The 13,064-nt window shown below is 73.4% G+C and carries 15 protein-coding genes; 9 read left to right on the forward strand and 6 right to left on the reverse strand.

Annotated elements, in window-relative coordinates; genetic code table 11:
* Positions 1-55 precede the first annotated feature (55 nt).
* Positions 56-817, reverse strand: coding sequence for a DUF3109 family protein (locus FZC61_RS07880; protein ID WP_148613607.1), 762 nt, complete (start codon positions 815-817; stop codon positions 56-58).
* Positions 818-881: 64 nt separating this feature from the next.
* Between FZC61_RS07880 and FZC61_RS07885 the strand changes: the two genes are divergently transcribed.
* The 3 genes from FZC61_RS07885 (at position 882) to FZC61_RS07895 (ending at position 3,129) form a co-directional block, all read left to right on the forward strand.
* Positions 882-1,844, forward strand: a complete 963-nt coding sequence (locus FZC61_RS07885) for a Ppx/GppA family phosphatase (protein ID WP_148613608.1) — start codon at positions 882-884, stop codon at positions 1,842-1,844.
* Positions 1,841-2,629, forward strand: a complete 789-nt coding sequence (locus FZC61_RS07890; RefSeq protein ID WP_148613609.1) for a sugar phosphate isomerase/epimerase family protein — start codon at positions 1,841-1,843, stop codon at positions 2,627-2,629. Before FZC61_RS07885 ends, FZC61_RS07890 begins: the two co-directional genes overlap by 4 nt.
* A 152-nt stretch (positions 2,630-2,781) precedes the next feature.
* Positions 2,782-3,129, forward strand: coding sequence for a hypothetical protein (locus FZC61_RS07895; protein WP_148613610.1), 348 nt, complete (start codon positions 2,782-2,784; stop codon positions 3,127-3,129).
* 45 nt (positions 3,130-3,174) lie between these two features.
* On the opposite strand, the gene FZC61_RS07900 is transcribed toward FZC61_RS07895, so the two are convergent.
* From FZC61_RS07900 to FZC61_RS07915, 4 genes are all read right to left on the reverse strand, one after another.
* Positions 3,175-3,744, reverse strand: a complete 570-nt coding sequence (locus FZC61_RS07900; protein WP_148613611.1) for a hypothetical protein — start codon at positions 3,742-3,744, stop codon at positions 3,175-3,177.
* A 128-nt stretch (positions 3,745-3,872) separates the two neighbouring features.
* Positions 3,873-4,556 carry a response regulator gene (locus tag FZC61_RS07905; protein ID WP_246142590.1) on the reverse strand — a complete coding sequence of 228 codons (684 nt, stop codon included), beginning with the start codon at positions 4,554-4,556 and terminating at the stop codon, positions 3,873-3,875.
* Entirely contained in the window at positions 4,553-5,749 is a 1,197-nt protein-coding gene (locus FZC61_RS07910) for a sensor histidine kinase (RefSeq protein ID WP_148613612.1), read from the reverse strand. The genes FZC61_RS07905 and FZC61_RS07910 overlap by 4 nt, the downstream gene beginning before the upstream one ends.
* A 41-nt stretch (positions 5,750-5,790) precedes the next feature.
* Positions 5,791-7,896 (reverse strand): MMPL family transporter, encoded by a 2,106-nt coding sequence (locus FZC61_RS07915; protein ID WP_148613613.1) that lies wholly within the window; start codon positions 7,894-7,896, stop codon positions 5,791-5,793.
* Positions 7,897-8,037: 141 nt separating this feature from the next.
* On the opposite strand from FZC61_RS07915, the gene FZC61_RS07920 reads away from it, so the two are divergent.
* The 6 genes from FZC61_RS07920 to FZC61_RS07940 all read left to right on the forward strand — a co-directional run bounded on the left by FZC61_RS07920 (position 8,038) and on the right by FZC61_RS07940 (position 12,382).
* Positions 8,038-8,973: a proline dehydrogenase family protein gene (locus FZC61_RS07920; protein WP_246142591.1), complete on the forward strand. Its 936-nt coding sequence runs from the start codon at positions 8,038-8,040 to the stop codon at positions 8,971-8,973.
* A 9-nt stretch (positions 8,974-8,982) separates the two neighbouring features.
* Positions 8,983-9,804 carry a pyrroline-5-carboxylate reductase gene (gene proC / locus FZC61_RS07925; protein WP_148613614.1) on the forward strand — a complete coding sequence of 274 codons (822 nt, stop codon included), beginning with the start codon at positions 8,983-8,985 and terminating at the stop codon, positions 9,802-9,804.
* A gap of 1 nt (position 9,805) precedes the next feature.
* Entirely contained in the window at positions 9,806-10,534 is a 729-nt protein-coding gene (locus FZC61_RS07930) for a mycothiol-dependent nitroreductase Rv2466c family protein (RefSeq protein ID WP_148613615.1), read from the forward strand.
* On the forward strand, positions 10,531-11,049 hold the full coding sequence (locus FZC61_RS07935) for a hypothetical protein (RefSeq protein ID WP_148613616.1): 519 nt from the start codon (positions 10,531-10,533) through the stop codon (positions 11,047-11,049). Before FZC61_RS07930 ends, FZC61_RS07935 begins: the two co-directional genes overlap by 4 nt.
* A 123-nt stretch (positions 11,050-11,172) precedes the next feature.
* Positions 11,173-11,328, forward strand: coding sequence for a hypothetical protein (locus tag FZC61_RS22985; RefSeq protein ID WP_170286023.1), 156 nt, complete (start codon positions 11,173-11,175; stop codon positions 11,326-11,328).
* A 145-nt stretch (positions 11,329-11,473) separates the two neighbouring features.
* Positions 11,474-12,382: a haloalkane dehalogenase gene (locus FZC61_RS07940; RefSeq protein WP_148613617.1), complete on the forward strand. Its 909-nt coding sequence runs from the start codon at positions 11,474-11,476 to the stop codon at positions 12,380-12,382.
* Here FZC61_RS07940 and FZC61_RS07945 read toward each other — a convergent pair.
* The gene (locus tag FZC61_RS07945; RefSeq protein WP_148613618.1) at positions 12,369-13,049 is read right to left on the reverse strand and encodes a TetR/AcrR family transcriptional regulator; all 681 of its coding nucleotides are present in this window, start codon (positions 13,047-13,049) and stop codon (positions 12,369-12,371) included. The genes FZC61_RS07940 and FZC61_RS07945 overlap by 14 nt on opposite strands.
* Positions 13,050-13,064: the final 15 nt, after the last annotated feature.

The following is a 13,064-nucleotide window of genomic DNA, read 5'->3' on the forward strand; positions in this document are numbered from 1 at the left end:
CTTGACGTCAAGAGGTCCGATCAGGCGTTGCCACGGCCACGCCTGTGGGGGTGTGTCAGCGCGGGTCAGCCGGATGCAGCGCCAGCGCCGAGCGCGAGCGGACGTGCGCGTCGCAGTGACGCACCAGCTCGGCGTACGCCGCGCGCCCCATCAGCGCGACCAGCTCGGGCTCGTGGGTGACGTAGACCGGGTCGGGGGCGACGTGCGCCTCGGTGTTGCCCGAGCAGTACCAGTCGAGGTCGTGGCCGCCGGGACCCCAGCCGCCGCGCTCGTACTCGCCGATCGACACCTCGGTGTAGGTGGTGCCGTCGGTGCGCTCGACCTCGCGGAACGTACGCCGCAGCGGCAGCTGCCAGCAGACGTCGGGCTTGGTCTCGAGCGGGTTCTTCTCGAGCGTGAACGCCAGTGCGTGCAGGGCGCAGCCCGCACCCAGGTGGAAGTCGGTGCGGTTGTGGAAGACGCAGGCGGCCTGCCCGTCGACCTCGTGGGTCCGGGTCTTGCGGTCGCCGTCGGCGTCGGTCTCGACCCAGTCCTTCTTCTTGACCGTGCGTCCGGGGTGGAACTGCCACACCGTCTCGTCGAGCATCCCGACGTAGCCGGCGACCCGCTTCTCGTCCTCGGCGTCGGCGAAGTGGGCGCCGAGGGTGCAGCAGCCGGTGTCGGGCGAGGAGTCGTAGATGCCCTGGCAGCCCTGGCCGAAGATGCACCGGAAGCTGCTGGTCAGCCAGGTCAGGTCGCAGCGCATCACCTCGGTCTCGTCGGCGGGGTTGACGAACTCCACGAACGCGCGGGGGAACACCGGGTCGACCTCAGGCACGGCGCAACCCTACGGGTGGGCGGTGCACCCACGCCGCAGCCCGGGACGCGAGTACCGTGGGCCCATGCGGCTGGGCGTCCTGGACATCGGTTCCAACACCGGCCACCTCCTCGTGGTCGACGCCCACGACGGTGCCGCCCCGTTGCCGGCCTTCTCCTACAAGCAGCCGCTGCGGCTGGCCGAGCACCTCGACGCCGACGGCGCGGTCTCACCGACCGGCATCGACGCGCTGACGGCGTTCACCGCCGAGGCCCTGGTCGTCGCCGAGGACAAGGGCTGCGAGGACATGCTGTCCTTCGCCACCTCCGCCGTGCGCGACAGCGTCAACAGCGACGACGTGCTGGCCCACGTGCGCGAGCGCACCGGCGTCGAGATCGGGGTGCTGTCCGGCGAGGACGAGGCGCGACTGACCTTCCTCGCCGTACGCCGCTGGTTCGGCTGGTCGGCCGGACGCCTGGCGGTCTTCGACATCGGGGGCGGCTCGCTCGAGATCGCGGGCGGCGGCGACGAGCGCCCCGACGTCGCCTGGTCCCTGCCGCTCGGCGCGGCTCGGCTGGCCCGCACCCACTTCGCCGAGCAGCCCGACGAGGCCGGGCTCAAGGCGATCCGCAAGCGGATCCGCGCCGAGATCGCCCGCGACGCCGGCAACCTGCTGCGGGCCGGCACCCCCCACCGCGCCGCCGCCACGTCGAAGACCTTCCGCTCGCTGGCCCGCATCTGCGGTGCGGCCTCGTCGACCGAGGGCTCGCTGGTGCCGCGCAGCCTCCCGCTCGAGTCGCTGCGCAGCTGGATCCCCAAGCTCGTCGCGATGGACGCCGACGAGCTGGCCGCGCTGCCCGGGGTCTCCCCGAGCCGGACCCACCAGATCGTGCCCGGCGCACTGGTCGCCGAGGCCTGCATGGACATCTTCGACCTCTCCGCGCTCGAGATCTGCCCGTGGGCGCTGCGCGAGGGCGTCATCCTCGAGCGCATCGACCGGTTCAGTGTCTCCAACGTGCCGACCGGCCACCCGGGTCACCCCCGATGACCCGGATCGGTCTGTCGACGTCCTCGGTCTACCCCGAGTCGACGGCGCACGCCTTCACCTACGCCGCCGCCATCGGCTACGACGCCGTCGAGGTGATGGTCGGCATCGACGCGCTCAGCCAGCAGACCGCGGCCGTGCGCCAGCTCGTCGAGCACCACGGCATCCCGATCTGCGCGATCCACGCGCCGTGCCTGCTGTTCACCCAGCGGGTCTGGGGCACCGAGCCGTGGGGCAAGCTCGAGCGCTCGGCCGAGATGGCGGCCGAGGTCGGCGCCGAGGTCGTCGTCGTGCACCCGCCGTTCCGCTGGCAGAAGGACTACGCCCGCGACTTCGTCAACGGCATCGCCGCGCTCGAGAACTCCACCGGCATCCGCTTCGCCGTCGAGAACATGTATCCCTGGCGGGCCACCAAGAAGCGCGGCGCCGAGATGTACCTCCCCGGGTGGGACCCGTCGGCCGAGCCCTACGCCAACACCACCATCGACCTCAGTCACGCCGCCATCGCCCACTCCGACGTGATCGCCATGGCCGAGCGCCTCGGCGACCGGCTGCGCCACATCCACCTCACCGACGGCAGCGGCTCGGCCAAGGACGAGCACCTCGTGCCCGGACGCGGCTCCATGGGCGCACAGGCCTTCCTGCAGCACCTCGCGCGCACCGGGTTCGCCGGCGACATCGTGGTCGAGATCAACACCCGCAAGTGCGCCAACCGCGACGAGCGCGAGGCCGACCTGCGGGAGTCGCTGCTCTTCGCGCGCGAGCACTTCGCCGTCGGCACTCCCTGAGCACGCCCTCATCCGCAGCGGATGAGGCCCGGCGCCGAGCCGGCGACACACGCTGCCCCAGCGCGTCGCCCGACGAGGTCGGCGCACCCTCTCGGCGTACCGATCCCCTGGGCCTGGTCAGCGGGGGCGAGGGGCTGCTGACGGGCACCGTCGTGTGTGCAGCCGCGATCGCCTACAGCGCAGGGCACGTCGGCTCGACCCGCGACCTGTGCGTCGTGATCCTCGGGATCGTGACCGCCTACTGGCTGGCGCACCTGCACGCGAGCACGATCGGTGCCTCCGCCCTGCCCGTCCTGCTGCTGGTGGTCACCGACCTCGCCGGGGCGTCGCTCGCCGCGGCCGCACGGACGGCGTTGCTGGCGACCGTGGTCCGGCTCGCGACCTACAGCTACCTGGCAGGGGTCCGCAGCGGCCTGAGCGGCTGGGGTCGTGTGGCGAGTGCTGCGATCGGAGCCGCCCTCGGGGTGCTGGTGGCGCTGCTCAAGGTCGCGTCGCACTGACCCGGCACCCACCGGAGCCAGCCGCAGGCGCCGGCGCCGCGAGCCTCAGCCGCGCCGCGTCCACCGGCCGTAGCGGTGGAAGCCCGGCGCCCAGTCCGAGCGCACGGTGGCGTCGTTGTCGCTGGCCTGGACGCTCACGCGCAGCCGCGCCGGACGCCCCAGGCAGGAGCGAGGCACCCGGAGCCGCGCGGTGCGGAAGTCGAACCGCCCCAAGGGCTGCGAGCACAGCTGTTCGACGACCGTGAACCGGCCGGCGCGGTAGACGTAGACGCGATCGGTCTCCAGGTTCCACCGGATGTCGTACTCGGGGAAGCCGGCCCCCGTGGTGTCCACCCAGACGTCGTAGATCGCCGCGACGCCGTTGTCCCGCTCGGTGCGGTAGGGGACGACCTTGACCGTGATCGTGCGGGGGCGGTGGTCCACCCGCACCCTGCGGATGTCGCCGGCGCTGCTCGGACCTGTGGTGCCCTGGCCGAGGATCCGCACCCCGTCCCTCTTCTTGTCGTCGACGTGCGTGACCTGCGCGGTGGCCACGGGGGCGAGCGCGAGCACCAGCACCCCGATCAGGCCGACGAGTCCCGCGGTGGACCAGGGGCGGTGGTGAGGACGGTGCATGGTGGAGCCTCCCGAGTGGGTCGAGCAGTACGTGGTCCGTGGACCACCTTCACCAGAGCAGACGCACCGAGCACCCGGTCACGTTGCGCGCGCCGACGACGTCGTCGCGGATCGCTGCTCCCGACGGCTCAGGAACCGACGACGCCCGTCTCGTACGCCGTCACCACCAGCTGCGCACGGTCGCGGGCACCGAGCTTGAGGAACAGTCGCGACACGTGGGTCTTGGCGGTCAAGGGCGACAGGACCAGCTCGGCGGCGATCTCGTGGTTGGACAGGCCGCGCCCGACCAGGGCGAGCACCTCGCGCTCGCGCGGGGTGAGGTCGGCGAGCCGGGCCTGGTCGGGGGTCGTCACCACCGTGGCCGGCGAGGACGGGACGGGGGTCGCGGCGACGTAGGCCTCGATCAGCCGCTTGGTCACCTGCGGCGCGAGCAGCGCCTGCCCCTCGTGGACGACGCGGACGGCGTCGATCAGGGCCTCGGGCTCGACGTCCTTGAGCAGGAACCCCGCCGCGCCCGCGCGCAGGGCGCCGAAGACGTACTCGTCGAGCTCGAAGGTCGTCAGCACCACGACCTTGGTGCCCGCCAGCGCGGGGTCGGCGGTGATCCGCGCGGTGGCCTCGAGACCGTCGACGCGCGGCATCCGGATGTCCATCAGCACGACGTCGGGGCGCAGGTCGGCTGCCATCGCCATCGCCTCCAGCCCGTCGACGGCCTCCCCGACCACCTCGATGTCGGGCTCGGACCCCAGCAGGGCGCCGAACCCGGCGCGCACCAGGCGCTGGTCGTCGACCAGGAGCACGCGGATCGTCACCGGGCCCCCACGGGCAGCGAGACCGGCAGCGACGCGATGACGCGCCACCCGCCGTCGGCCCGTGGACCCGCCTCGAGGGTGCCGCCGACCGCGGCCGCGCGCTCGCGCATCCCGCGCAGGCCGTGGCCGGCGCCGGTGGCGCCCAGTGGGGTCGGGGCGGTGCCGCCGTCGTCCTCGACCTCGATCACGACCACGTCGTGCACGCCGTCGTCGCGACGGGTGACCCGCACCCGGGCTGACGTGGGCCCCGCGTGGCGCATCACGTTGGTGAGGGCCTCCTGCACGATCCGGTAGCCGGTCGCGCCGACGGTGGCCGGGAGGTGCCCGATCCCCGGGTCGATCTCGACGTCGAGGTCGATGCCGGCCGAGCCCAGCCCCGCGCGCAGGTCGCCGATCTCGGCCAGGCCCTGCGTGGGCTGCACAGGTGCGGGGGCGTCGGGGCCGCGGGGGTCGTCGGGCTCGCCGTCCGGGCGCAGAAGCCCGAGCATCGAGCGCAGGTCGTCGAGCGCGTCGCCGCTGACCTTCTTGATGTCGCGCAGGGTCGCGCGGGCCTGCTCGGGGTCGCGGTCGAGCAGGTGGGCGCCGACCCCGGCCTGCACGTTGATCGCGACCATCGCGTGGGCCACGACGTCGTGGACGTCGCGGGCGATGCGCAGGCGCTCCTCGCCGACGCGGCGCAACGCCTCCTCCTCGCGGGTCCGCTCGGCCGACTCGGCCCGCTCGACGAGCGCCGCGGTGCAGGCCCGTCGGTCGTGGGCGGCGACCCCGAGGGCGAGCGGGAGCGCCACGAGGGAGAGGTTCTTGGCGGTGTCCCAGTCGGTGATGCTGTGGGGGCTGTAGGTCAGCAGGATCGCGATGACAGCGGGGAACGTCGCGGCCGCGGCCCACAGTGCCGCCCGACGACCGAGCCGGCTGGCCAGGGCGTAGGCGCACAGGACGGCGGGGATCGGGATGGTCTGGTAGATCTGCGAGGTGCTGGTGATCGCGACGATCGTGACCATTGCCGCGGTCAGGGCGATCACCGGCCGTTCGCGCCGCACGAGCACCGGCAGACAGGCGAGCACGATGGAAGTGACGGCGGCGACGGCGACCTCGGACTGCGTGCTGCGGTCGAGCTCCACGAGCATCGCCACCCCGCACAGCACTGCCGCCACGACGTCGAGGACGCGTGGCGGCAGCGCGGGCAGGCTCATGGGACGACGGTAGCCGCGTCACGGCCCGCCCGGCGTCGTCCTCAGGGAGTATTCGCGAGCGTGGGAGGACGCTCCTCCAGGACGACCGGCTCCTCGCGGAACCCGATCCGGTCGTGCAGCCGGCGCAGCGGCATCGGCGCCCACCAGTTCCACTTGCCCAGCAGGCCCATCAGCGCGGGCACGAGCAGCGAGCGGACGACGAACGCGTCGACCAGGACGCCGACCGCGGTCGCGACGCCGATCTGCTGGATGAAGGAGATCTCGCTGGTACTGAAGGCGCCGATCGCGACGGCCAGCAGGAGCGCCGCGGCCGTCACGACGCTGCCGGTACGGCCCAGGCCGGTGGCGACGGCCTCGCGCTCGTCGAGCCCGGACTCCCGGGCCTCCTTGATGCGGCCCAGCAGGAAGACCCCGTAGTCGGTCGAGAGGGCGAAGACCAGCGCGGCGGCGACCAGGAAGTCGGTCGGCTCGATCCCGCCGTTGGGCGTGTAGCCGAGCAGGCCCGTCAGCCGCCCGTCCTGGTAGACCCACGTCAGCGCCCCGAGCGAGACCCCGACGGTGAGAGTGTTCATGACCACCGCCTTGAGGGGCAGCACCACCGACCCGGTCATCAGCCAGAGCACCAGCAGCGTGAGCAGCACCAGTAGGCCCACGGCCAGCGGCAGGCGCGAGCCGATCGCGTCCTGCTGGTCGAGGAACTCCGCCGCGGGTCCGGCGACCAGGGCGTCGGTGCCGAGGTCGTCGGCGAGCCCTTCCACCTCGCCGACCACCCGCTGGGCGTCGTCCCCGGCAGCGTCGCCGGAGACCGTGAGGTCGATCTGCCAGGTGCGCGCGTCCAGCCGGCGGGCCGGGGTGCTCGCGACGACCCCGGGCAGGGCCGCTGCTCGCTGCGCCAGGTCGGTGGCCGCCGCGGCGTCGTCGGTCTCGACCGCGACGGTGACCGGGGTGCTGCCGGCGCCGTCGTACTGCGCGGTCAGGGTGTCGGAGACGACGCGGGCGCTGAGGTTCTCCGGCACGACCGAGGAGTCGACCGGCGTCCACTCCGCGCGCAGGGCGGGGGCGGCGAGGGCCACCATCACGACCGCGGTGACGGCGGCCACCGCACCGGGGCGGCGCATGACGGCGTGCGAGAGGCGGTACCAGCGTCCTTCGGCGGCCTTGCTGCGGCGACGGGCGAGCTTGGCACCCCACAGGCCCAGGAGGGCGGGGGTGATGACCAGGGAGGCGACGGCGGCGACCACGGCGACGACCGCGCCGGCGATGCCCATCGACTGCAGGAAGCCCAGCGGGAAGACGGTCAAGGTGACCAGGGCGACGGCCACCGTGGCGGCGGAGAAGACGATCGTGCGGCCGGCCGTGGCCATGGTCGTGAGGACAGCGCCGTACGTCGGTCCCTGCCGGTCGAGCTCCTCGCGGTAGCGGGTCAGCAGGAACAGGGTGTAGTCGATCGCCAGGCCCAGCCCCAGGCCGATCACCAGGTTGAGGGCGAAGACGCTGAGCCCGTGGACCTGGTTGATACCGGCCAGGGCGAGGAAGGTGCCCAGCACGGTGGTGACGCCGACGGCCAGGGGCAGCACGGCGGCGCGACCTCCGAAGATCAGCAGCGACAGCAGCAGCAGCACCGGGAAGGCCATCAGCTCCGCGCGCCCCAGGTCCTCGCCGACCTGGTCACCGATCTGCAGGCCGGCGACCGCGCCCCCGCCGACGGTGACGGCCGGGTCGTCGGCGAAGGCGTCGATCGCCGCGGAGGCGACGTCGTCGCTGGCGGCCGAGGCCTCGATGGTGCCGAGCACCAGCGAGGAGCCGCCGTCGCGGGCGGTCCCGGCCGGGGTGGCCTCGGCGACCCCCGGGACGTCGCCGAGCCGGTCGGTGACGGCCCGGACGGTGGCGGGGTCGGTGCCGTCGACCAGGACGGCCAGTCCGGGGGAGGCCTCGAGGCCGGTCGCGGCCTCGATGCGTCCGACCGCGCGGGCCGAGGCGGCGTCGGCCGGGGCGAAGCCGCCGTCGGTGTCGAGCGCGCCGGCGACAGGACCGCCGAGGGCGCCCGCCACGACGACGAGGAGGAAGACGGCCACCAGGGCGCGCCGTGGGTGTGCGTGGATGGCCTGCAGGATCCTGGCCAGGCGGGGAGTGCGGGTCTGGGTCATGTCGGTGAGCCTCGCCGCCGCGGGGGGTCGCCCGCGTCGTGCTGGGGGAGTGACCTCGTCGGTGGTCGCGCACGCGTCGTACTCCTGGCGGCGTACGCCCCGCGGCCCCCGCTCGCACCGCTGCCGCCGTAACCTGGTGCCATGTCCCTGCTCCGCCAGCCGATCCTGCTGCTCGCGCGCAGCGGCGGCGTCAAGAAGCTCGTCACCACCATGCCCGTCACCTCGGGCGTCGTGACCGGCTACGTCCCCGGTGAGACCACCAGCGCCGCGGTCGACGCGACCGGCCGCCTGGTCGCCGACGGCCTGGCCGTCACCCTCGACTTCCTCGGCGAGGACACCCTCGACACCGAGCAGGCCGACGCCACCGTGGCGGCCTACGTCGAGCTGCTCAAGAGCCTGTCTGACCGGGGTCTCTCGCGCCACGCGGAGGTGTCGGTCAAGCTGTCGGCCATCGGCCAGGCGCTGCCCGACGTCGGCGACAAGACGGCGCTCGAGAACGCCCGCACCATCTGCCGGGCCGCCCGCAACGCCGGCACCACGGTGACCCTCGACATGGAGGACCACACCACGACCGACCGCACGCTCGCGGTGCTGCGCGACCTGCGCAAGGACTTCCCCGAGACAGGTGCGGTGCTGCAGGCCTACCTGCACCGCACCGAGGCCGACTGTCGGGCGCTGGCCCACGAGGGCTCGCGGGTGCGGCTGTGCAAGGGCGCCTACCACGAGCCCGACGACGTGGCCTTCCAGGACAAGATCGACGTCGACAAGTCCTACGTGCGCTGCCTCAAGGTGCTCCTCGGCGGCGCGGGCTACCCCATGATCGCCACCCACGACCCACGGATGGTGTCCATCGCCGCGTCGCTGGCCAGCCGCTACGGGCGCTCACCGGGCACCTACGAGTACCAGATGCTCTATGGCATCCGCCCCGACGAGCAGCGTCGCCTGGCCGCGGCCGGCGAGACGGTGCGCGTCTACGTGCCCTACGGCCAGGAGTGGTACGGCTACCTCATGCGTCGCCTCGCCGAGCGCCCGCAGAACCTGACGTTCTTCCTCAGGTCGCTGATCTCGAAGAAGTAGGTTGCTCGCATGAGCACCGCAGCCGCCGACCCGCAGACCGCCATCATCGGCGCCGGCGTGATGGGCGAGACCCTGTTGTCCGGCCTCGTCCGGGCCGGCCGCCGGGTCGACCGGCTGCTGGTCGGCGAGAAGCGCGTCGAGCGCGCCCGCGAGCTCGAGGAGCGGTACGGCGTCGCGGTGGTCTCCAACGTCGACGCGGCCGCCAAGGCCGACACCCTGGCGCTGGTCGTCAAGCCGCAGGACATGGGCGACCTGCTCGACGAGATCTCCGGGGTGCTGCGTCCGGGCCAGCTCGTCGTCTCGCTCGCCGCCGGCATCACGACCGCGTTCATCGAGTCCCGGGTGCCCGAGGGCGTGGCGGTGGTGCGGGTCATGCCCAACACCCCGGCGCTGGTCGACGAGGGCATGGCGGCGATCTCGCCCGGGTCGCACTGCTCCGACGACCACCTCGCCGAGGCCGAGTCGCTGCTCGCCTCGGTCGGCCGGGTCGTCCGGATCCCCGAGCGCCAACAGGACGCCGTCACCGCGATCTCCGGCTCGGGCCCGGCCTACATCTTCTTCGTCGTCGAGTCGATGATCGAGGCCGGCGTCCACCTCGGGCTGCCGCGGTCGACCGCCAGCGAGCTGGTCATCCAGACCCTCGTGGGCTCGGCCAAGATGCTCCGCGAGACCGGCACCCACCCGACGGTCCTGCGCGAGCAGGTCACCTCGCCGGGCGGCACCACCGCCTCGGCGCTGCGCGAGCTCGAGATCCACAAGGTGCGCGCGGCGTTCCTGGCCGCCATGGAGGCCGCCCGCAACCGCTCGCGCGAGCTGGCCGAGGAGGCCTGAGGTGCCCACGCCCGACGTCCGGTTCTGGTTCGACCCGGTCTGCCCCTTCGCGTGGCTGACCAGCCAGTGGGTGCGCACGGTGCAGGCCCAGCGCAACTACGACGTCGAGTGGCGCTTCATCTCGTTGCGACTGCTCAACGCCCACCTCGACTACGACGCCCACTTCCCGCCCGGCTACGAGGCCGGCCACACCGCGGGGCTGCGGATGCTCCGCGTGCTCGCCCACGTGCGTGACGACCACGGGCCCGAGGCGGTCGCCCGGCTCTACCCGGCGATCGGCGCGCGGGTCTTCGACAGCGCCCCCGGCTCCTACGACGCCACCCGACCCGGCGCGGTCGACGACCTGGTGCGGGCGGCGCTCGACGACTGCGGGCTGCCCGGCGACCTCGTGGCCCACCTCGACGACATCGCGCGCGACGCCCAGGTGCAGGCCGAGACCGACGAGGCGCTCGCCCTGACCGGCAAGGACGTCGGCACCCCCATCCTCCACATCGCGCCGCCCGAGGGGGCCGCGTTCTTCGGGCCGGTCATCAGCCGCCTGCCCTCCGACGACGACGCCGGCCGGCTGTGGGACCACGTCGTCGGCCTGGCGACGTTCCCGGGCTTCGCCGAGCTCAAGCGCAGCCTGCGCGAGCTGCCCCAGCTGCGCGCCCTCGGCGTCGACGTCGACGCGGGCGAGGTCGGGCCGCAGGAGGACTGGCACGCCGGCAGCCGCAGGCAGAAGAAGTGAGCCTGCCGTGGGACTGGGGCGCGACCCCCGCCGAGGTCGCGCGGCGCTACCCGGCCGACGACGCCGCGACGGGGCGGGCGATGACCCGCGCCGTTGCGGTCGCGGCGCCGGCCCCGGTGCTGTGGCGCTGGCTGTGCCAGGTCGCGGTCGCCCCCTACTCCTACGACTGGATCGACAACCTCGGGCGGCAGAGCCCCCGCGAGCTCACCCCCGGTGCCGAGCGGCTCGAGCTCGGCCAGACGATGGCGGTGGTCTTCCGCCTCACCGGCTTCGAGGAGGGCCACCACTGGACCGCCGTCACCGGTGAGCGCGGGCGCCGGCTGCTCGGCACCACGGCGGTGACCTATGCCGCGGAGCCGGCCGGCGCCGACGTCTCGCGCCTGGTGTGCCGGATGGTCACCACGTGGCCGCGCCCGGCCGTCGACGCCCTGGCCTGGGGCGACCTGGTGATGATGCGCAAGCAGCTCCACACCCTGCGCGACCTGGCCGAGGAGACCGCCCGCGCGACGACGTGAGGGGCGCCAAGACAACTCCTCAGTTTTCTTACCGTCAGGGCGTGACCCGGGTCACCGACCGTCGTTGGGCAGGTCGAGGCGGGGATTGGGCCCCGCTTCGACCTGACGAAGGAGAACAACCACATGAAGCGACTCGGCATCCTCCTCGGCCTCAGCGGCGCTGCTCTGGTGCTCACCGCTGTGCCGGCCTCGGCGTCCCCCTCGGTGTGCGTCAACGTCGACCTGTCCCTCAACGGACAGGGCACCGCCCAGTCGATCTGCCTGCCGCCGGCGGCCTGAGCAACGCACCTGCTGCACCTTCTCCCCAGCACGAACTCCAGTACGAGCACCAGCACGAACGCCCCCGGTCGGCCGACCGGGGGCGTTCGTCGTCCGCATGGCCGGCGCGGGTCCTAGATCGGGCACCGGGTGCCAGACTCGGCCCATGGACGTCTACCGCACCCCCGAGGACCGCTTCGCCGACGTCGACTGGCCCGAGCCGGCCTACGTCGAGGTGACCGACCCCGACGGCGGGTCGCTGCGGATGGCCTACGTCGACACGGGCACCCCGGCCGACCTCGAGGCCCCGGTCGCGCTGCTGCTGCACGGCGAGCCGACCTGGTCCTACCTCTACCGCCACGTCGTCGCCGAGCTGACCGCCGCCGGCGTGCGCTGCGTCGTGCCCGACCTGATCGGGTTCGGCCGCTCCGACAAGCCCCTCGCGATGGGCGACCACACCTACGCGCGCCACGTCGAGTGGGTGCGCGAGCTCGCCCTCGAGCACCTCGACCTGCGCGAGGTGACCCTGGTCGGTCAGGACTGGGGCGGGCTGATCGGGCTGCGCCTGGTCGCCGAGCACCCCGACCGGTTCGCCCGTGTCGTCGCGGCCAACACCGGGCTGCCCACCGGCGACTTCGACATGCCCGAGATCTGGTGGGAGTTCCGGCGCGCGGTCGAGTCGGCCCCGATCCTCGACATCGGTCGCTTCGTGGAGTCCGGGTGCCTGCGCGGGCTCACCGACGCCGACCGTGCGGCGTACGACGCCCCGTTCCCGACCGAGGAGGCCAAGGCCGGGCCGCGTGCGATGCCGACGCTGGTGCCGACGCGCCCCGACGACCCGGCGACCGAGGCCAACCGCGCGGCCTGGACGGTGCTGCAGGCCTGGGACAAGCCGTTCCTGGTGGCCTTCAGCGACGGCGACCCGATCACCGGCGCCATGGCGCCGATCCTGCGCCAGCTCGTGCCGGGCACAGCCGGCATCGACCACCCGACCATCGCGGGGGCCGGTCACTTCCTCCAGGAGGACGCGGGCGCTGAGCTCGGTCGCGCGGTCGCGGGGTTCATGGCGTCCTGATCGTGGCGATGACCCCGACCAGGTCGTCGACCACGCCCCGCACCACCGGCAGCCGGGCCAGTCGCAGGAGCCGGTCGACCACCGGGGTCGACTGCGCGACCAGGGTGCGGGTCCGGGCCTGGCCGGGGGAGCGGTCGTGCACCCAGAACAGCACGACCCCCATCTGCAGCAGCCACAGCAGGTCGGGCAGCTCGGCGCGCAGGGTCGGGGCGATCTTGACGTCGGCGCCGTCGACGACGCGACGGTAGAGGTCGGTGCTGGCGGCGCGTGCCGGCGCCGACTCGTCGCTGAAGGGCGACAGCGGGCTCTGGGGGTCGGCGGCGTTGCGGAAGAACTGCCCGGCGAACCCGTGGTGGGGCGCCGCCACGTCGAGCCACGCCTCGAGGACGCCGCGCAGGCGCGGCTCGAAGTCCTTCTCGCGGGCCAGGACGCCGGCCGCCGCCGCGGCGTGCTCGACCTGGATGCCGTCGTAGAACGCCTGGACCAGGTGCTCCTTGGACGAGAAGTAGTAGTAGGCGTTGCCGACCGAGACACCGGCCTCCTGGGCGATCGCGCGCATCGTCGTGCCGTCGTAGCCGTCACGGCGGAACAGTCGCAGCGCCGCAGCGGTGATCACCGACCGGGTCTGCTCGGCCTTGGAGGTCCGTCGGGGGGCGGGGTCCGGCACAGCCGCCAGGGTAGC

Source organism: Nocardioides rubriscoriae (genome assembly GCF_008087085.1).
Taxonomy (GTDB): domain Bacteria; phylum Actinomycetota; class Actinomycetes; order Propionibacteriales; family Nocardioidaceae; genus Nocardioides; species Nocardioides rubriscoriae.

What these genes read in the sequence shown, in the direction of transcription:
- FZC61_RS07885 (WP_148613608.1), top strand. Translation starts at nt 882, where the DNA reads ATGCGGCTGGGCGTCCTGGACATCGGTTCCAACACCGGCCACCTCCTC.
- FZC61_RS07890 (WP_148613609.1), top strand. Translation starts at nt 1,841, where the DNA reads ATGACCCGGATCGGTCTGTCGACGTCCTCGGTCTACCCCGAGTCGACG.
- FZC61_RS07900 (WP_148613611.1), bottom strand. Translation starts at nt 3,744, where the DNA reads ATGCACCGTCCTCACCACCGCCCCTGGTCCACCGCGGGACTCGTCGGC.
- FZC61_RS07910 (WP_148613612.1), bottom strand. Translation starts at nt 5,749, where the DNA reads ATGAGCCTGCCCGCGCTGCCGCCACGCGTCCTCGACGTCGTGGCGGCA.
- FZC61_RS07915 (WP_148613613.1), bottom strand. Translation starts at nt 7,896, where the DNA reads ATGACCCAGACCCGCACTCCCCGCCTGGCCAGGATCCTGCAGGCCATC.
- FZC61_RS07920 (WP_246142591.1), top strand. Translation starts at nt 8,038, where the DNA reads ATGTCCCTGCTCCGCCAGCCGATCCTGCTGCTCGCGCGCAGCGGCGGC.
- proC (WP_148613614.1), top strand. Translation starts at nt 8,983, where the DNA reads ATGAGCACCGCAGCCGCCGACCCGCAGACCGCCATCATCGGCGCCGGC.
- FZC61_RS22985 (WP_170286023.1), top strand. Translation starts at nt 11,173, where the DNA reads ATGAAGCGACTCGGCATCCTCCTCGGCCTCAGCGGCGCTGCTCTGGTG.
- FZC61_RS07940 (WP_148613617.1), top strand. Translation starts at nt 11,474, where the DNA reads ATGGACGTCTACCGCACCCCCGAGGACCGCTTCGCCGACGTCGACTGG.